Consider the following 18,909-nt stretch of genomic DNA (forward strand, 5'->3'; position numbering starts at 1 on the left):
TCTATGATTACCCAATCCTCAATTACTGCTGGGGTAAAAAATTCAGCTATGGCGGATTTTGTTTATCAACCTCCCCAGGCAGCTATCACAGCTAAACGTATTTTAATTAAACCTAATTTAGGTTATCCTGTGCCACCACCAGTAACGGTTAGTCTGCCGGTATTAAGTCAAGTTTTGCGGGGATTGAGAGTGGTAAATACTGGAGCAGAAATTATCTTGGTAGAGGGAGTATGTTCGGCTATTTCTTTGAGAGAAATTATCGATATTTTGGGGTTAAAATCTATTCTCGATCCTGGAATAACTATTCTTGATGCTGATAGTTTACCACAGCAAGAATATCCGAATCTTTCCCCTTTTCCTGTCCGTTTTCCCTCGATGTTTGCCCCTAAAATTATCGAAGAAGTGGATTGTCGGATCACGATTGGAACCTTAAAACGCACCCATTTAAAGGATAAACCCCTGATTTCTGCTTCTTTAAAAAATCTCTATGGACTCTTTCCCCGTAGTCATTATAAAGCCCGTAGTCCTAACTCGCGGGGGCAATTACATCGCCCCTCCGTACCGCTAATTTTACAGGATGTTTATTTTTGTATCGGTCATCTTTTTGATGGGGCAGTGGTGGACGCTAATCTCAAATATTTTAGTAGTAATTGGCGACCGGATCGAGGAAAATCTATTCCTCTCGGTCAAGTGTTTTGGGGTGATGATATGATTAGCGTGGATCGCAGTGCTTGTCTGTTAGGTGATGAACCAATGCCGAGTTATTTAGATGCGATCGATTTGCTTCGTTCTCAACTTTTAAACGGAACCAATTAGGGTTTGCTGAAAAAGTTTCTTGGTGGGGTTAGGAGTCGGTCGTCAGGAGCCGGTCGTCAGGAGGGGAAGTCAGAATAACAGAATGACCTCGCGCAATCCTGTTTAAAAAATATACAGGAGAGTGGGGATCACTGGAGCGGGGTAGGGTTGATTCATGAATCAACCCTACCTGGAATCAACCCTACCTGGAATCAACCCTAGGAGCGGGGTAGGGGAACAATCCATAACTGGGTTTTTACGGAAGGGAGCGAGGTAGCGTTTGGCATTCTCAAAGATTAACCATTGTCGGTTAAAGCAACTGCTCTTTAGGTTGCCCAAAACCCCCCCTCGGTGAGGATGTCAAGCGTCTATCCAGATGCTGCCGTCTTCGATGCGAAGGGGATAAACGGGTAAAGCTTGGGGTTGAGAAACTGCCGCCATCGCTTTGTTAACCACAGGGGGCCAGGTAATCCAGTCTTTGACAGCACCACTACAGAGATCAAACGAACTACGATGCCAGGGACAAACGATCGCGCCGTCCTCGGTAATTTTGCCCTTCGTCATCGATAATTTTAAATGAGGACAAAGGTTGCCGACGGCGTGGAATTGACCGTTATTGTTAATCAAGAGAATGGAATTTTCCCCCACTTTTACCACTTGACGGGCGCCGGGGACAAGGGAATCTACAGATAATACTTTTGTCCAACTCATATTTTTATTTAACCAAGGGAGAGATCGAGAATGGTTTCGGGGTAATTTTGGGCAATAATGTCCTGTTTAGCCCATTGTTGGTAATCTTGCAACAATTGACTCATTAAACGCTGTTTAATCCGCAATAAAACCCCTTTTAAGAGACTATTGCCGGCGATTTCTAACAGCGGACGCGGGGTTAACCATAATGGCGGTGGTAGGGCGACTTTCACCTCAAGATTGGCTTTTCCCGCTAGATAGGTTTGATTATTTTTTTCCACAGGAGCGAGTTTGCCTTGAACATTGAGGCTAAAGCGATCGTTGATATAATCAATACCTTTGATCTGACAGTCTTCTGATTGCAAAAATATCGTCCCCCCAGAGGTAGCCCAGACATTGAGAATAACCGTGGGCTGAAAATAGTACATATCCAAGAAGTTTAGGGGACGCATTTTTAGGCGAAACCGATTCTCAGACAAATGTTCTCTTAAGCTAGTCTCAACGATAGCCTGTACTAATCTTTGCGGTTGGCGCAGATAATGCTGAATCGGGATTGTTTGTTCGGCAACAACAATTTCTAGGGATTCGGCAGCGGTAAAAGTTACTTCCATAAGTTGGCTATTTTAAATTTGTCTCCCTTCTTAATTTTACTTTACAAAACTTACACTTTTCGACAGTCCAGATGTAAAAATTTTACCGCTAAGAGGGGACATAAACCAGATTTTTGCCCAAAGTTAGGCTTTTTTCAGTGATCAGCGATCAGTTATCGGTTATCAGTGGGGGGTTTTAAGTAAACAGTGGGGGAGAAGGGAGTGGGGGAATTATGAATTATGAATTATGAATTGGGAAGAAGGGGGAAGGGAGCAGGGAGAAGGGAGAAGGGAGAAAAAAGCTGCCTCCTACCTCCTAACCCAATGTTCGACAAAGATAAGCAAAAATTATCTATTGACTCCAAAAGCTTGAGAATATTTAAATTAACATTCCGCAATATTTACAAATTCTTAAAAATTAATTGAGAAAGATTTTTATTTAACAACGATGTTATCATAGTTACAGCGATTTTACTGAATTTCATAATGGGTTATTCTGTGCTTTTTTGGACAGCAATGGTTGAAACCCTTGCCACACCTACAAGGTAATTCTAATTAAAACGGTTAAATCAGTCAATTTCACCCACAACGATGCTCTTTTTTTTATGTAGTTTTATTGCAAAAAAAAAGTTTTTTTGACAAAAAGCACAAAGTATGATATTAAACGAACGTATTTCTGGCTGCCAGTAGTTATTGCAGAGTGGGAGTTGGGGAGAAGGGAGAAGGGGAAAGAGAGAAGGGAGTGGGGGAATTATGAATTATGAATTAGGAGGTGGGGAGGTGGGGAAGTGGGAAGTGTCCTGAAGTTAAGGCCAAAAGATCAACAGGCTCTACAATGATAACAAGTCAGACCTCCAAGTAAAGGAAAATGATTATAATGAAGCCGATAGACCTAATTAAAGTCTTGATTGCCGACGATCACGATCTAACTTGTTTAGGACTCAAGACTTTAATTTCCCAGCAGCCGCATTGTCAGGTGGCGGGAATTGCTGTTAATGGTCAACAGGCTATCGCATTGGCGAAAATTTATCAACCAGATGTAACCCCGTGTGCAACTATATTTTTAGTCTTGATTTACAAGGCTTTCAGAAATCAGCAGAGATAAAGTATCCTCTGGAACCCTGATTCTGTCGTTTTTAGTTGCACATCGCGTGATGTAATTATTTTAGATGTACGGATGCCTGTCTTAGATGGACACAGCGCCGCTATTCAAATCAAACAATTCGACCCTTATGTCCGCATTAAGTAGTCGGACATAAATTCTGTTGTCTATCTTAAGAAATGTAAATTGCCGCAATTCTTACTGACTCCTGACTCCTGACTCCTGACTCCTGACTCCTTACCCCACAGTTAACTTTACTTTTGTCCAACTACTTATCGCCTATAGTTCCTTGGCAAAGCTTCCAATGGGAAAAAACAATAAAACTAGAGCTTTTGACCTATACTACCCTAAAGATATATCTTCCCAAGCTCTGATCAAAGCGATCGATGACTTGGGAAAATTAGCACAATCGGACAAATCTCAATTCCGTCGAGTCGGATAATTAACTAAGTTTTTCTTCAGGAAAAGTTGCTTGAAACTCATCGAGCAATTCATCCAACTCCTCAAGAGCTTGATTAACATCTAATCTCAGGCCCCCAATGTCGGGTTTATCGCGCAATTGCAGTAAATAGTCCCGTTTATTGGCCATTTGTTTCACTTTATCGATCAAGCTGGTTTTATCCATAATTCACCCTCTGGTACTGACTGCGATTATATATCAGTCAGCCCGTATCAGTAGCTCTCCTGCAAAAATCAAAAATCTTCTCTTGGGTGAGGAGACTCCGAGACGGTCGACAGGAGAAGAAAAAAGACAATAGACAAGCATCCTATCTATAAAAACCACAATATTTTAGCCCGATTCAACGTTGGGACGATTAATGATAGAGGTGGAGCCGAGAGAGTGGGAAACGGCGTACAACAGAGTTAACATCCCTACAGGATATAGACTATCTAGACCGGATTGGCAATCAGACAGTTAGATACCTCTTGACGCGCCCAATTATCGGCGGCTAAAATGTCATCTAGGCTAGGAGTAGAAGTGTTATGAATTGCAAAGCGATCGCAAACTTTTTCGATCACCCGGGGAATATCTAAGAAGCTAATCTTTTCTTCTAAAAATAATGCTACCGCTTGTTCATTGGCCGCGTTTAATACTGCTGGCATTGCCCCTCCCGCGCGGCCGGCCGCGTAGGCTAATCCCATACAGGGATATTTTTGATGATCGGGTTCTTTGAAGGTTAAACTGCCGGCTTTAACTAAATTTAAAGGTTCCCAATCGGTATAAATTCTTTCGGGCCAAGACAAGGCATATAAAAGGGGTAAACGCATATCGGGCCAGCCTAATTGAGCTAAAACCGAGGTATCCTGTAACTCAATTAAAGAGTGAATAATACTTTGGGGATGAATAACAATATCGATCGCATTATAATCTACACCAAATAAATAATGAGCTTCGATAACTTCTAGACCTTTATTCATTAAGGTAGCCGAATCGATGGTGATTTTTCTGCCCATAGACCAATTAGGATGTTTGAGGGCATCAGCTACGGTTACTTGCGGCAATTTTTCCACGGGTAAATCGCGAAAAGCACCCCCAGAAGCGGTGAGAATAATCTTTTTTAATCCCCCAGTGGGAACTCCCTGTAAACATTGAAAAATAGCTGAATGTTCCGAATCGGCAGGTAATAATTTAACTCGGTGTTTTTCCACTAAAGGCAGCACCACCGGACCGCCAGCAATCAGGGTTTCTTTATTAGCGAGGGCGATATCTTTACCGGCAGTAATAGCGGCAATTGTCGGCAGCAATCCCGCACAACCGACAATTCCCGTGACGACGCTTTCGGAATCGCCATAACGGGCCACTTCGATTACTCCTTCGTTTCCTGCTAGGATAATCGGGGTATAGTCAAGGTCGGAAATTAGGCTTTTCAGGTCTTCTAGTTGACTTTCGTTGTTAATCGCCACGATTTGCGGGCGAAATTGCCGAATTTGCTCCGATAGTAGTTGAATATTATTACCCGTGGCTAATCCCACCACTTGAAACTTATCGGGATGATCGGTGACAATATCGAGAGTTTGAGTGCCGATCGAGCCAGTAGAGCCTAAAATCGAGATTTTTTTCATTAGAAACTTAATATAATTTGGGGATTAGCTTTTAATATACGTTCTCTGGGGTCCCTCCGGCACGTCGGTGTAAATATTAGATATCTTGCAAAAATCAAAAATCTTCCGTTAGGTGAGGAGTAAGGAGTCAGTAGTCAGTAGTCAGGAGAATTAAGAATGTGCATTAATCAATTAAATGCTCTATTTAGGGATTTTATGCAGTTTTATGTCTATTTTTGTCATTTTTGAACTCTCAAGAATTAATTATGCAAGAACTCTATTAAATATTTGTTAAAAAAGTTGCTAGTTTGACCTTTTTATGCTATGGGTTAGAAAAAGTTAGCGATAGAGATGGTGACAGGGAAGAAATCGAAGAGAAAGGCCGATGGATTAGGCTGTCTAGCGGGGGGTCTGGTTTTTTGCCTCTTATTTCCCCTGTGTTTTTTCTTTTTTGGTTGGTTATCCTTCGCTGTTGGCCCGATGGGTTGCGCTCTCCCCAGTCAATGTTCGGCAGCAGCAGCATTCATGAAAGGGATTCTGTCCTTAATTCTTTTATTTGGGGGAGGATTGGCATTACCTATATTCCTCAGTTGTGCCGTGGGAAAAGCCGTCAGATTTGGGTTAAGTCGCCGAAAAAATAACCGAACTTAAACTTAAGTTCGGCTAGATTTAATTTAACAACTGGATAAAACTAACTTTCTGTCGCCGTTGCTGTGGTGGGAGGCAACTTAATATTAGTGGCTAGTCCCAGAATTTGCAGCAGACGAATGGTCATCCAAGTCAGGTCAACTTCCCACCATTGTAGGCCATGACGGGCAGAATACTGATAGGCATGGTGATTATTGTGCCAACCTTCACCGAAAGTTAAGAGGGCAACCCACCAACAATTTTTAGAATTATCGTGGGACTCATGGCTAACATAACCAAATTTGTGGGTGGCGCTATTGACAAACCAAGTGGAGTGGAAAACTAAGACCAAGCGAACAAAAATTCCCCAAATTACAAACGGCCAACCGCCCATAGCATAGAGAATTAAGCCTAAAACAATTTGGATAGGAACAAAATAATTTTGACAGAATTTATAGAAAGGATCGTCGGCGATATCTTGGGTAAAACGAGCGATTTCTTCGTCGGCAGGAATTTCGTGCAGCATCCAACCCATGTGACTCCACCAGAAACCTTTATTAGAATCGTGGGGATCGGGAGCAGTATCAGAATATTTATGATGAATACGATGTAAACCTATCCATGCGATCGCACCCCCCTGACAAGCGAGGGTCCCGCACAAAACCAGAAAGTATTCTAACCATTTGGGAGTCTTAAAACTCCGATGGGAGACCAAACGATGGAAACCGAGGGTAATTCCTAAACCCCCGGTAATCCAATAGAGAATCAATGTCACTCCCACAGCACCCCAGCTAAAATTGCCAGGCAAGAAGGCTAAAAGAGCCACTAGGTGGATAAAAGCCATGTAGATGAGAGTCACCCAGTCAATGGGAAGTTTTTCGGAAGTCGCAACAGTCATTGAATAACCCAAAGGGAAACAACAGGAGACAGAGCATCATTGTCTTATCTGTCTCGATTTGACACAGGGGGAACTTTGACGCTTAATAAATAGTAACAAATATCACAGTCTATTGTTTGATGGATATCCCCTCTCTACTCCACAGGGCAGAAAAGGCCTTACTCCCCATCTTTTCCGAAATTGAAGCACAGGTCAAGGAAAATCTCGCTAAAATCTTATTGGGAAAGTATGGCGAAGCGATTGATTTCCCTAGGTGAGGGTTTTTATAGGCAATGCTATCGGACGGGAAAGCCCCAGTCAATACAGCCTAATCTCTTCTAGAAACAGTAAATAAGGTAATTTATAGACAAAAAAAGACAAATAAGTCGAAAATATCTGTTTTATCCGATCAGAACTCTATATTTAGCCAGATTAAATAGAACTCAATGACTCTTAACTTACCTAAACAAATACTTCAGGCTAATCATCCTCATCCCGTGGGGATCGGCGAAATTGTCTCGATAGCGATCGAAGCCCTCTGGAGTAATAAACTGCGGACTTTGTTAACCATGTTAGGGGTGATTATTGGCATTGCCTCGGTGATTGCTCTCACCTCCGTAGGCCAAGGAGTACAAAAAGCCACCGAACAAAAAATTCAATCTCTAGGTACTAATGTTTTACAAATTTTACCCGGAGAAGCCAGAACCGGGGGTATTAGTCTCGGCCGCGGTTCCAGTAGTACCTTAATCTGGGAAGATGCCAAAGTTATTCAAAATCAAGTTCCTGGTGTACAGGTGGTCTCCGCCTATCTGCAGCGTCCGGCACCCGTGGTAGCGGGCCAGGTCAATCATGCCACTAATGTGGTAGGAATCGATCTTAACTACATGAAAGCGAGAAATACAGAACTCAGCCAAGGTCGATTTTTTACCGAGGAAGAAATGGCACAGGCGACACCAGTGGCGATTTTAGGCTCGACTCTGTTAACAGAACTCTTTGGCGATGATACCAATGCGATCGGTAAAAAGCTTTGGATTGAAAGAAAAAATAGTTACGAAATTATTGGGGTATTTGAGCCAAAAGGTGCCGAAGGTTCGATTGATCGCGACGATCAGGTCTTTATTCCTCTGAGCAATATGTCTTCTCGTCTGGTGGGCAATAATTCTTTAAGTGGTAAGGCCGTTAACGGCATTTATGTCAAAGTTGACCAGCAAGATCAGATGAAAAATGCCGAGTATCAAATTACTAATCTTTTGCGTCAGCGCCACAATCTCGCCGCTGCTCAAGCCGATGATTTTAGCATTAGAAACCAAACAGATGTGGTCAAAACCTTGACCACGGTAGTGGGTTTGTTTACAGTGATGCTGGTGGCGATCGCTGGCATTTCCTTAGTAGTCGGCGGTATTGGCATCGCTAATATCATGTTAGTTTCCGTGGTGGAACGCACCAGGGAAATCGGGATTCGCAAAGCTGTGGGGGCTACCCGTTCGGCAATCCTCCAGCAGTTTTTAGCGGAATCGGTGATGATTTCCCTGACTGGCGGCGGCATCGGTGTATTATCGGGAATTTTAGTGGCCCTCTGTAGCGCCCAGATTTTCCGATTTCCCTTTGTCTTGTCAGGTTGGTCGATAATCAGTGGATTTGGCTTATCTTTTATCGTTGGTTTGTTAGCAGGAGTAATTCCCGCCCGTTCTGCCGCTCATTTAGACCCGATTACCGCTTTACGAAGGGATTGAGGCCAGTACATCCTAAAAAACGATTAAGCCATCTTGAAGACGGATAACCCGCCTGGTTTGGGCAGCTACATCAGGATCGTGGGTGACAATCACAATCGTGATCCCCTGTTGATTGAGTTCGGTTAGTAAATCCATCAGTTCTTGGGAAGTTTGTGTATCTAAGGCCCCCGTCGGCTCATCGGCCAACACCAGAGCCGGTTGATTAACTAGGGCCCGGGCGATGGCGACTCGCTGTTGTTGTCCCCCGGAAAGTTGGCTAGGCCGATTGTGGAGATAATTAGTCAACCCAACTCTAGCTAAAGCTTGCATCGCTCTTTGACGACGCTTTGGCTTGGGAACATTGGCATAGACCATCGGCAACATGACATTTTCTAGGGCAGTGGAGCGGGACAATAAATTAAATTGTTGGAAGACAAAGCCAATCCTCTGATTGCGAATATAAGCCAGTTGGTTATCGTCCAAGTTCTTTAAGTTTCTGCCTTCTAAAATATATTGTCCCCCCGTCGGGCGATCGAGGCAGCCGATAATATTCATCAGGGTTGATTTCCCAGAACCCGAAGCTCCCATAATGGACACGTATTCCCCTGACCGAATTTCCAGATCTATGCCCCGAAGAACAGGAATTTTCACTTCCCCTAGAGAGTAAATTTTTGTAATTGTCTGCAAGAAAATCATCGTTTTTACCAGGGGTGATTTGGGATAATTTTGTCCTAAAAATTAGGTTAAGCACTGGAATGTCAAAAATGGCACTATGTTAACAAATATAAAGTAAATTTTTTCAGTGCTGGTTGACTATCAACTGCTATTTTTATCGGTAAGTTCCAACTATGTCCACATTTAAAGATGAATGTGTCCAATTTTGTCTACTTTCTGAGAGTTATCTCAACTAGGTACTTGATTAAAACTCTTTAGCTCAAGAGAGGCAATTATTAAGAAATAAACAAGATCTGGAATCACTTTAAAATAGTGAGAGTAGGATAGAAAAACTAAATAGTAAGTATAGGGAGAAATTAATCAATGTTAACACCAAGACATCCTCACCCCCCCGCTGCCCCGCAAAGCCCTCCTCCTGGTGTGCCTCAAAGTCCTCCTCCTGGAGCGCATCAAGGGTTTCCACCTGGTGGACCCCAGAACAGTCCTCCGGGGACACCGCAGCCCTTTGCACCGGCTGGGGCAGGACAGGCCAATCTACCGCGTCTAACAGAACAAGATCAAGAACTCTTAAAACAATTACTCGGTAATGATGAACAGGCCCAAGCTTTAGGGGGAATGTTACAAAACTCACCGCCAGAAATTGCCGCTTTGGGTTATTTAATCTTACGAGTCTTTGAACGTAGTCAGTCCTAATTGGTCTGGTTCTTCGGTTGCTTGTCTGCTTACCAAAGAGCAGAAATGTCATGGTTGCCGAAGAACCTTTATACCGTTTTTTTGAGATACAACAATTTCGGCAATTCCTAATTTTTCCCCGATAACATAGTTGTTTCCCTCTATAAGCCCTGGGAATTTACCTTTAGCACCTCTCAAAAAAACATTTTTAGATTCCATCCTACTCGGTCAATCCCTATCTACACAACCCCAGAGACTTAAGAGAGCGTTATCTTGATTTTCCCCGCCAGCTTAGGTCAGGATTCTGCCAGAGAAAATATAGTCAAACGAGGATGAAAATTTACTATGAACTCAGAACAAGAAATCAATACTCCCCAAAACGTTCCAGCACCAACACCATTTCCTAATCAGTCAGGAGTGATGCCCTCATTGCCGCCCACAGATGCCGGCCGGGGAGCGCCTCATAATCAAGGTGGAGTCAGTCCCTTCATGCCGCCCCCCTTGCCAGGAGATATCGAACCACCGCCCCATCCCCCCGACGGTACACCCTTGCCGAATGTCTGGATTTATGAAGGAGAAGCCTATGATCTCACGGAATTTATTGCCAAGCATCCGGGGGGACAATTTTTTATTGGACGTACCAAGAACAGAGATATAACCACGATTGTCAATATCTTTCATCCCAATCCTGAAAGAGTCAAAAAAGTCCTGCAAAAATATTCCCTTGGACAACAGGGAAGACCAGAGCATATTCATCCTAAATACAACGCTCCTGCCTTCTTATTTAAAGAGCATTTTAATGGTTGGCGGGATACTCCTCGCTATGATTTCCGCAACCCAGAACAATTGCTTAATAAGATTAAAGCCAGAGTTTACTCTCCAGAATTTAAACAGAAAGTGGCACGCATGGATTTTCTTTTTAATGTTATCAGTATCTGTCTTTTTCTTATCTATTTTGTAGTGCAAGGGCTGTACTTAGAGGCCAGACAGTATATGCCGATTTACCTATTTGTGCCTCTCATCGCTATGCTAAGAATTGCCCTAGCAGGGGTAGGTCACTACCTAATTCATCGGCCACAAGTGGGATTAAACAAGGTATTTGCCAATATTTTTGATATTAACTACGTTCCCCTCGCTTTAGTAGTAATAGACGGTCATACTTTACTGCATCATCCCTTCACCCAAACCGATGTTGATATCAAAAAGAATGTCTTCACATTCATGTTAGAATTGCCTCGTTTTTATCGAGTTCCAGTACATACATTCCATAAAATAGGCCATGTAGTTACGGGAATGTTTGTTCGCATTATGGAATTATGTATCCTCGCTTTTAAAGCAGGTGTTAAGAATATGTATGGCAGTTGGCAGCTGGGATTACCCCATTTTTTAGGTAGTTTTGGTATTCACTTATTACTATTAATCGAACTGGTTATCTTTTGTCTATACGGCCAATTTTGGGCTTGGTTAGCGCAGTTTTTCCTTACCCTCTGGATTAGCACTTTTATGATTGTGGCTAGTCATGATTTTGAAGCCGAAGAACCGCCAATAGATCCTATGGCACCACCTCAATGGGAAACCCAAGATTGGGCGGTTATGCAGATTAAAAATTCCTACGATTTGACTATGGTAGGTAATAAGTATATTGACTGTTTTCTCTCGGCGGGCTTGGCTCCCCACCGGGTGCATCACGTTCTTCCCCAACAAAAAAGTGGTTTTGCCAATATCATCAGTGAAGATATTGTCCGGGAAGAATCGGAAAAATTCGGAGTTGAATGGGCGGCACCTCAAAACTTCTTTTTTGATCGCCTACCAGCGCTAATTAAACACTATCTAGCTGTGCCATCCCGATTAGCCAAAGAGAAAGAGTTGGGATTATTGAAAGAACATTTTCACCCGCAAGCCTTAAGAACAACCCTAGACTACATTGTCAAAGGTTGGGCTGGCATTGGTTCGATTTGAGCCAACAAAAACCAGAAATTCTGTCGGAAAGTTTCGGGAAAATTATTCGGCATCTTGTAGATATAATCAAGACCCAGACTTTTCCCTAGCTTTCCAGGCAATTGATTGACATAAACCCTCACTATAATACCCAAACTGGGTCTGATATTTGCCATGCAATCTTCTCAGTTTTTACCTGTCATTGAAAGTCTCGCCACTGGCACTCCGGGCAATCTTGTCCGACAAACGGATGCCGCTAAATTTTTAGCTAATCTCAAAGGTCTAGAGAAGAATCAACACCGTATCGAAAAAATCTACGAACATACCCGGATTGACACTAGGCATCTAGCGATTAATTTATTAACCGAAGAAACTGTTAACTTTAGTCGAGAAAAGGGAACTATTGAACAACGAATGCAAATGTACGAAAAATATGGGCTTCCCCTAGCAGAAGATGTGACGAGAAGAGTTCTTTTAGCCGCATCGGAGCAACAGAAAAAGCATAATCCTTTGAGTACAGAAAAGATCGAAGATTCTATTGGTCTAATCGTATTCGTCACCAGTACAGGTTTTGTGGCTCCGGGTATAGATGCTCAACTAATTAAAAGTTTAGGACTTCGACGCAACATTGCTAGAGTGCCAGTTAATTTTATGGGTTGTGCAGCCGCGATGAATGGTTTACGAGTAGCCTGTGATCATGTAAGAGCCAACCCTGAGCATAAAGCTTTAGTAATTTGTTTAGAATTAAGTTCTATTAATGCCGTTTTTCAAGATGATTTAAATGACATTATCATTCATAGTATTTTTGGTGATGGTTGTGCGGCAGTAGTAATCGGAGCCTACGAACCAGAACAAATACAAGGTCGAGGAAAATTTATCATTCGGGATAATTTTAGTTATCTGGCTGAAAATACCGAAGACGGGATTACCTTAGGCATTAGGGACAATGGTATTACCTGTCTGCTGTCCCGTCAATTACCTGATTATATTGAGTCTGGTGTCGGTCGAATTATTACTAATTTTCTGAATAGTCATGAGATAACCAAGGAAGATATTGATTTATGGATGGTTCACCCCGGAGGGACAAAAATTATTGAAAAAGTGCAACTTTCCCTAGATTTAAATGATGAACAAGTGGCCGATAGTTGGGGAGTTCTCCGTCAATACGGCAACCTACTTAGTTGTGCGGTTTTATTTGTAATGGAACGCATGATCTTAAGATTAGAACAAGGATGTGAGACGCAAGCTCTTAAACCAAATAAGAGCGGAGTTACTCGTAAAAACGCCGCAGCTTTGACAGGTTTAGCCTTCTCTTTTGCCCCAGGAGTTGGTATTGAAGGAATTCTCCTAGAGAAGATTTAACCCCACCCTTGAAAATCTATCACCGGACAGGAGGACAAACTTAATGGAATTTTTGAGATTTTTGCTGGCCATATCCTGGAAACATATCACTATTGCTATCGTAGCAGGTTTAGTTAGCGGTGTTGGCAACGCTCTTTTAATTTCTTTGATTAATCGAGAAGTCCATGAGGGTCATGCGGTCAATGCTCTACAATACTTTAGTATCTTGGCCATATTTATTATAGTGACCAGCATGATCTCGCAATTTATGCTGATTTTTCTCTCGCAGAATGCTATCTATGAACTGCGAGTGAAATTGAGTAAAAATATTTTGTCCTCTCCTTTAGAACATCTAGAGAGACTGAAAGAAAATCGTCTTTTGGTTAGTTTTACCGATGATGTTCATACCCTAACTCATGCAGTGGCATCCGTGCCGAATATCTGTGTGGATTTTGCTACAGTTGTCGGCTGTTTTGTTTACTTTGCTTGGCTATCTAATGCCCTTTTCGTCTTAACGATAGCTTCTACTGTTAGTGCCATCTGGTTTGTGCAAACGATCCTGAATAAAGCCGAACGTTTATTTTTTAAGTCGAGGGAAGAAGAAGACACCCTATTTAAGGATTTTAAAGCCTTGATGAGCGGCATCAAAGAACTCAAGCTCAATCAGTCCAAAAGGCAGGCTTTTATGGAGAAGGAATTGCAGAGTAGTGCTGTACGGCTTCGGCAACTAAATACCAAAGCGATGAAAAGATTTGCGATCGCTAACGGGTTTGGACAACTATCTCAGTTTCTCAGTTTGGGATTTATTCTGTTCATTCTACCTTTGTTTTTAGACATTCCTTTAACAATGTTGGCCGCCTATGTTTTAATTGGTACTTTCATCGCCTTGCCAATGCAGAATATGCTCAATCGCATTCCTGAATTAGTCCGGGGAAATATTGCCCTGCGAAAAATTGAAAGGATGAAATTATCTCTCTCCAGTCTCTCGGAAGCAGATACCCTAGTTTTATCCATCAGTCCCTCCTGTCAACTACAATTTCAAGCTGTCACCTATCTCTATCACCCAGAATTACCACCTTTCCCCCCCGAAGGTTCTCCCGAAGGCCATCCACCTTTCCCCCCCGAAGGTTCTCCCGAAGGCCATCCACCTTTCCCCCCCGAAGGTTTCCCCGAAGGCCATCCACCTTTCCCCCCCGAAGGCCTTTCTCAAGGTTTTGCCAATAGTTTACCGGCACTGGCATTAGAATCCCCCTCCTCCGAGAGGAAACTAATTCTCTTTCCATCCCATCCCCCCTATTCTCAAAAAGGCAACCCACCACCACCGCCAAGGACAGATGAAAAGGGGTTTCTGCTCGGACCAATTAGCTTTTCTTGGCAACCAGGGGAACTGATCTTTATTATTGGCGGCAATGGCAGCGGCAAGTCAACTTTAGCTAAACTAATTACAGGACTATACCCACCCCTATCGGGAGCAATTTATCTCAATGGTAAACGTATTACCCAAGATAATGTGGAGTGGTATCGTCAACATTTCTCGGCAATTTTCTATGATTTTTACTTATTCGATAGTTTTCTCGGTTTTGATCGCCCCAATCTCGATCAAGAGGTAGAAAATTATCTGATACAACTGCAATTAGCCCATAAAGTTACGGTCAAAAATGGAGTTTTATCCACCACAGAACTATCTCAAGGACAAAGGAAACGACTGGCTTTATTAACAGCCTATTTAGAAGATCGTCCTATCTACCTGTTTGATGAATGGGCCGCCGACCAAGAACCCCGTTTTAGGGAACTATTCTATAAACAGATACTGCTACAACTGAAAGAAAGAGGAAAAATAGTTATTGTTATTAGCCATGATGAGCGCTATTTTCATCTAGCCGATCATATTATTAAGCTCGATTATGGTGCTGTGGAATCGGAACAGACTGTTCAACAATCAGGTTCTCTCTAAATTAACCCACCAGTTTCTTACTCACTATGTCAGATAGTTCCTCCTTCCAAAAACTTAACAAACAGCCCGCAATTAGCTGGGTATTGGGATTACTAGCTTTATTTTTAGCCATTGGTGGTATTGTTCTCGCCTATCGTCAGTTTGGGCATACCCCCCACCGGGATAGTTCCCGTCCGCTGCCTGTAGCCGTGGAACAGACGGATCTAACGATCATCGTTTCCGCTAATGGCACTGTGGAACCGGAAAAAGTGGTTAATGTTAGCCCTAAAACAGCAGGAATTTTGAAGGAACTGCTAGTAGATGAGGGTTATACTGTCAAAAAAGGACAGATAATTGCTAAAATGGACGATTCTGATTGGCAGGGTCAATTGTTAGAATCCCAGGGCAAACTAGCGGCAGCCCAAGCTAATCTCCGCAAACTAATCGCCGGTAATCGTCCCCAAGAAATCGCTCAGGCCCAAGCGAAACTGGAAGAAATAGAAGCAAACCTACAAAAATTGATGGCTGGTAATCGTTATCAGGAAATTGCCCAAGAAAAAGCTCGTTTAGAAGGTTTAAAAGCCATTTTCAAAAAATCTGATGATGAATATCGTCGCAATCAGCTACTTTTCAACGAAGGAGCCATATCTCAACAGACTTTAAACGAAAAACTGGCAACCAGGGATAGCGCCCAGGCTGCCGTGATTGAATCCCAAGAAAAGCTATCTCTCCTTAAAGAAGGAACTCGCTCGGAAGAAATTGCTCAAGCAAAGGCGGAAGTGAGAAATCAACAACAGGTCTTAGACCTTCTCCAAGCAGGAACAAGACAGGAGGAAATCGATCAAGCACGGGCGGAGGTGACTACTGCTCAGGGTTCTCTACAAAATGTCAAAACTCAGATTGAGGATACCATCATTAAAGCGCCCTTTGACGGGGTGGTTACTTTTGTCTACGCTGAACCGGGGGCCTTTGTCGCTCCTACTACGACCGGCAGTTCCGTATCTTCGGCCACTTCTTCCTCGATTTTATCCCTGGTTTCACAAAATGAAGTGGTCAGCAATGTAGCAGAAAAAAACATTGATAAGATCCGGGTTGGGCAAAAGGTGACGATTACAGCCGATGCTTATCCAGATAAAGTATTTCATGGACGAGTCTCTCTGATTGCCACCCAGGCAACGGTAGAACAAAATGTCACCAGCTTTGAAGTGAAAGTGACCCTAGAAGAAAAGGCGGCCAGGGAATTAAAAGCAGGAATGAATGTTTCTGCCGATTTCCAAGTCGGCCAACTGAAAAACGCTTTAACCGTGCCAACTATTGCCGTTACCCGTCAGAACGAACAAACTGGTGTTTTTGTCGGCGCACCTAACCAACCACCCCGATTTGTCCCCATTACCACTGGCGTTACTATCGGCAATCGTACCGAAGTCAAAAGCGGACTCGATGGCTCCGAACATATCTTAATTAATCCACCTTCGGACACCCGACCAAGGCAAGGTTTTTCTTGGCAAAGTCTCTTTGGTGGTGGGGGGAATGAACCTGCTGCCGGTGGCCCTCCCCCCGGCGCCCCACCACAGGGAGCCTCACCCCCCCCAAGTGGGCCGCTCTAATCATTCCTATTGTCAACCTTGGCAGCTGTTTTAAGGGAAGGATTGGCGTTGTATGATCAGTAGGCTTGTTGACAATCCCCGAAGCGCTCAGGCGAGGGATTCTTGAGCTAATCACTGCGCTTTCTGGTTTCCCCTACTCACGTCTTACACGATTATGTCCTATCCGAACCTACTAGAATATCACTTGTTATCTAGTTGTCCACTTGTGGATAGCTCTCCAAGCGTTTTGGTCTTTCAACCAAGATTCGGGTATGCCCTACCCTATCTGCCTTACGGCAAAATGTTTTTAGTTTATTTCAGTCTTGGAAAAGACTTACTCCCCTGTTTTAAGAGTTTTCGGGTGGCTCTTGTCTTCTTTTTTCTCCTCAAAAGTGCCGTACTATTGCAACGGGATTTCCACGATGTGAGCGGCATTTCAACCTGTTGACTCTTAGATTTTAACACAACTGTTTAGAGTTGTGCTTCGTGTCACTGAGCCTTGACATTGAGCCTTGACATTGAGCCTGTCGAAATGTGTCGAAATGTGTCGAAATGTGGACACTGAGCCTGTCGAAGTGCTGTTCTATATTGGTCGGCTTTTCATCTCCGAGGTAAAACCGAGGGTTTCTTCAAGCCGACATTTAAGGTAAATGCAATACAGATCACAGTCTATTGTTTGATGGATATCCCCTCTCTACTCGACGGGGCAGAAAAGGCCCTACTCCCCATCTTTTCGGAAATTGACGCACAGGTCAAGGAAAATCTCCGTCAAGTCCTCTGCGCTTTCCGTAAAAACCGCGTCGGGGTGCATCATTTCGCCAGTGTTAGTGGTTATGGTCATGATGACTTGGGACGGGATACTTTAGATCAAGTGTTCGCCCAAGCCCTGGGGGCCGAAAAGGCAGCGGTGCGGGTACAATTTGTTTCAGGAACCCATGCGATCGCCTGTGCCTTGTATGGGGTTCTGCGACCGGGGGATGAAATGTTAGCGGTAGCGGGTGCGCCCTACGATACCCTAGAGGAAGTAATCGGGATTAGGGGCAGTGGTCAAGGCTCTTTAAAGGATTTTGGCGTTAGTTATCGGCAATTAGAGCTAGATTCTACTGGTGCGATCGATTGGTTGGCCTTGGCAACGGCAGTGAAACCCCAAACCCGTTTAGTACATATTCAAAGATCCTGCGGTTATTCCTGGCGATCGAGTTTGTCTATTGACGAAATCGAGAGAATTGTCCGTATAGTTAAACAACAAAACCCGAATACGGTCTGTTTTGTCGATAATTGCTATGGAGAATTTATCAACACCCAAGAACCCACCAACGTGGGGGCAGATCTAATGGCCGGTTCTCTAATTAAAAACCCCGGAGGTACAATCGTCACGGCCGGGGGATACATAGCAGGTAAAGCGGAATTAGTGGAAATGGCCTGCTATCGTCTGACAGCACCGGGGATCGGTGGGGAGGGAGGGGCAACTTTTGACCAAAATCGTCTTCTCTATCAGGGATTGTTTCTAGCGCCGCAAATGGTGGGAGAAGCGATGAAAGGCAGTCATTTAATTGCCTATGTGGGCGATAAGTTGGGTTATCCAGTCAATCCCGCTCCTTTTGTGCCTCGACGCGACATTATTCAAGCGATTAAACTCGGTTCCCCCGATAAGCTGATTGCCTTCTGTAAAGCCATTCAAGCCTATTCTCCCATCGGTTCCTACTTGGATCCCGTTCCTGCCCAAATGCCGGGCTATGAGAGCCAAGTAGTGATGGCCGGTGGCACGTTTATCGATGGTAGCACCTCGGAATTCTCCGCCGATGGACCCCTACGGGAACCCTATATCGTTTTTTGTCAGGGGGGAACCCATTGGACTCATATTTCCCTGGCCCTAGAACAAGCGATCGCAGCTTTATCTTGAATGGTTCCTCTCACCTTCCTTCTCTCCCTTAGTTAAAGTCCTAACTTCCTGTCTTTACAGAGGATTTGCCCTATACTCCCCTAGAGTGTGATACCAAATTTCAAAAACTATGGCATAAGCTGTTCGTAATTTAAATTGCTTGTTGAGACGAGGCAAGAGGCAAGAGGCAAGAGGCAACAGTAAAGGGATTGGGGGAGATTCGGCTAATCTTAAGAATAAGCGCTTTAAATGCGTCTTAGCTTACTTATGGAAAAGATGATTAAGTGAATAAATTGGCAATGCCGGTCGTACCCAAAATTGATATTGTTGAGTCAGTAGAAGATTTAAAAGAATTAATGAAACAACAAAAAAGTAGTTTAGCCTACGCTAAAGTACAGTCCTTATATTTTTTGAAGATGGGGGAGGTAGAGACGGTTCGCCATTTA

At 43.5% G+C, this 18,909-nt stretch carries 18 protein-coding genes and 3 pseudogenes; 14 read left to right on the forward strand and 7 right to left on the reverse strand.

What is annotated here, in order from left to right:
• Positions 1-3 precede the first annotated feature (3 nt).
• Complete coding sequence (locus IM456_RS06520) at positions 4-816, forward strand: DUF362 domain-containing protein (RefSeq protein WP_287691349.1); 813 nt, start codon at positions 4-6, stop codon at positions 814-816.
• Positions 817-1,155: 339 nt separating this feature from the next.
• On the opposite strand, the gene IM456_RS06525 is transcribed toward IM456_RS06520, so the two are convergent.
• Together IM456_RS06525 and IM456_RS06530 are read right to left on the reverse strand one after the other, a co-directional pair.
• Positions 1,156-1,506: a Rieske (2Fe-2S) protein gene (locus IM456_RS06525; protein ID WP_149987192.1), complete on the reverse strand. Its 351-nt coding sequence runs from the start codon at positions 1,504-1,506 to the stop codon at positions 1,156-1,158.
• An 8-nt stretch (positions 1,507-1,514) separates the two neighbouring features.
• Complete coding sequence (locus IM456_RS06530) at positions 1,515-2,096, reverse strand: DUF1997 domain-containing protein (protein WP_149987191.1); 582 nt, start codon at positions 2,094-2,096, stop codon at positions 1,515-1,517.
• 856 nt (positions 2,097-2,952) lie between these two features.
• On the opposite strand from IM456_RS06530, the gene IM456_RS06535 reads away from it, so the two are divergent.
• From IM456_RS06535 to IM456_RS06540, 3 genes and pseudogenes are all read left to right on the forward strand, one after another.
• On the forward strand, positions 2,953-3,180 hold the full coding sequence (locus tag IM456_RS06535; RefSeq protein ID WP_253881292.1) for a response regulator transcription factor: 228 nt from the start codon (positions 2,953-2,955) through the stop codon (positions 3,178-3,180).
• Positions 3,181-3,228: 48 nt separating this feature from the next.
• Positions 3,229-3,318: pseudogene (locus IM456_RS23240) on the forward strand (response regulator); the annotation flags it as partial.
• 163 nt (positions 3,319-3,481) lie between these two features.
• A complete protein-coding gene (locus IM456_RS06540) occupies positions 3,482-3,619 on the forward strand; it encodes a hypothetical protein (protein ID WP_172970533.1) in 138 nt (45 codons plus the stop codon).
• Here the strand turns inward: IM456_RS06540 and IM456_RS06545 are convergent, their stop codons facing one another.
• Positions 3,620-3,802: a hypothetical protein gene (locus tag IM456_RS06545; protein ID WP_002734024.1), complete on the reverse strand. Its 183-nt coding sequence runs from the start codon at positions 3,800-3,802 to the stop codon at positions 3,620-3,622.
• A gap of 266 nt (positions 3,803-4,068) precedes the next feature.
• Entirely contained in the window at positions 4,069-5,241 is a 1,173-nt protein-coding gene (gene dxr, locus IM456_RS06550; RefSeq protein WP_149987190.1) for a 1-deoxy-D-xylulose-5-phosphate reductoisomerase, read from the reverse strand.
• A 330-nt stretch (positions 5,242-5,571) separates the two neighbouring features.
• Between dxr and IM456_RS06555 the strand changes: the two genes are divergently transcribed.
• Entirely contained in the window at positions 5,572-5,871 is a 300-nt protein-coding gene (locus IM456_RS06555; RefSeq protein WP_149987189.1) for a hypothetical protein, read from the forward strand.
• Between the two features lie 40 nt (positions 5,872-5,911).
• Here IM456_RS06555 and IM456_RS06560 read toward each other — a convergent pair whose 3' ends face one another.
• Positions 5,912-6,745 carry an acyl-CoA desaturase gene (locus tag IM456_RS06560; protein ID WP_002748596.1) on the reverse strand — a complete coding sequence of 278 codons (834 nt, stop codon included), beginning with the start codon at positions 6,743-6,745 and terminating at the stop codon, positions 5,912-5,914.
• A 119-nt stretch (positions 6,746-6,864) separates the two neighbouring features.
• Between IM456_RS06560 and IM456_RS23505 the strand changes: the two are divergent.
• Both IM456_RS23505 and IM456_RS06565 read left to right on the forward strand, forming a co-directional pair.
• Positions 6,865-6,963 (forward strand): annotated as a pseudogene (locus tag IM456_RS23505) (aluminum resistance protein); the annotation flags it as partial.
• 207 nt (positions 6,964-7,170) lie between these two features.
• Positions 7,171-8,457, forward strand: a complete 1,287-nt coding sequence (locus tag IM456_RS06565) for an ABC transporter permease (RefSeq protein ID WP_024969039.1) — start codon at positions 7,171-7,173, stop codon at positions 8,455-8,457.
• Positions 8,458-8,469: 12 nt separating this feature from the next.
• On the opposite strand, the gene IM456_RS06570 is transcribed toward IM456_RS06565, so the two are convergent.
• Complete coding sequence (locus tag IM456_RS06570) at positions 8,470-9,132, reverse strand: ABC transporter ATP-binding protein (RefSeq protein WP_149974796.1); 663 nt, start codon at positions 9,130-9,132, stop codon at positions 8,470-8,472.
• 342 nt (positions 9,133-9,474) lie between these two features.
• Here IM456_RS06570 and IM456_RS06575 point away from each other — a divergent pair, with 342 nt between their 5' ends.
• Positions 9,475-9,804: a hypothetical protein gene (locus tag IM456_RS06575; protein WP_149987186.1), complete on the forward strand. Its 330-nt coding sequence runs from the start codon at positions 9,475-9,477 to the stop codon at positions 9,802-9,804.
• A 48-nt stretch (positions 9,805-9,852) separates the two neighbouring features.
• Here IM456_RS06575 and IM456_RS06580 read toward each other — a convergent pair whose 3' ends face one another.
• Positions 9,853-10,002 (reverse strand): hypothetical protein, encoded by a 150-nt coding sequence (locus IM456_RS06580; RefSeq protein WP_172970532.1) that lies wholly within the window; start codon positions 10,000-10,002, stop codon positions 9,853-9,855.
• Positions 10,003-10,128: 126 nt separating this feature from the next.
• Here IM456_RS06580 and IM456_RS06585 point away from each other — a divergent pair, with 126 nt between their 5' ends.
• From IM456_RS06585 to IM456_RS06610, 6 genes and pseudogenes are all read left to right on the forward strand, one after another.
• The gene (locus tag IM456_RS06585; protein ID WP_149987185.1) at positions 10,129-11,742 is read left to right on the forward strand and encodes a cytochrome b5-like heme/steroid binding domain-containing protein; all 1,614 of its coding nucleotides are present in this window, start codon (positions 10,129-10,131) and stop codon (positions 11,740-11,742) included.
• Between the two features lie 153 nt (positions 11,743-11,895).
• Positions 11,896-13,083, forward strand: coding sequence for a type III polyketide synthase (locus IM456_RS06590; RefSeq protein ID WP_149987184.1), 1,188 nt, complete (start codon positions 11,896-11,898; stop codon positions 13,081-13,083).
• Between the two features lie 43 nt (positions 13,084-13,126).
• Complete coding sequence (locus tag IM456_RS06595; protein WP_287707924.1) at positions 13,127-15,016, forward strand: ATP-binding cassette domain-containing protein; 1,890 nt, start codon at positions 13,127-13,129, stop codon at positions 15,014-15,016.
• A 26-nt stretch (positions 15,017-15,042) separates the two neighbouring features.
• Positions 15,043-16,602, forward strand: coding sequence for an HlyD family secretion protein (locus tag IM456_RS06600; protein ID WP_149987182.1), 1,560 nt, complete (start codon positions 15,043-15,045; stop codon positions 16,600-16,602).
• A 658-nt stretch (positions 16,603-17,260) separates the two neighbouring features.
• Positions 17,261-18,484: a methionine gamma-lyase family protein gene (locus IM456_RS06605; RefSeq protein WP_149987180.1), complete on the forward strand. Its 1,224-nt coding sequence runs from the start codon at positions 17,261-17,263 to the stop codon at positions 18,482-18,484.
• Between the two features lie 278 nt (positions 18,485-18,762).
• Positions 18,763-18,909 (forward strand): annotated as a pseudogene (locus IM456_RS06610) (IS630-like element ISMae27 family transposase); the annotation flags it as partial.

It is taken from the genome of Microcystis sp. M079S1 (assembly GCF_020246425.1).
GTDB classification, from domain to species: Bacteria; Cyanobacteriota; Cyanobacteriia; order Cyanobacteriales; family Microcystaceae; genus Microcystis; species Microcystis aeruginosa.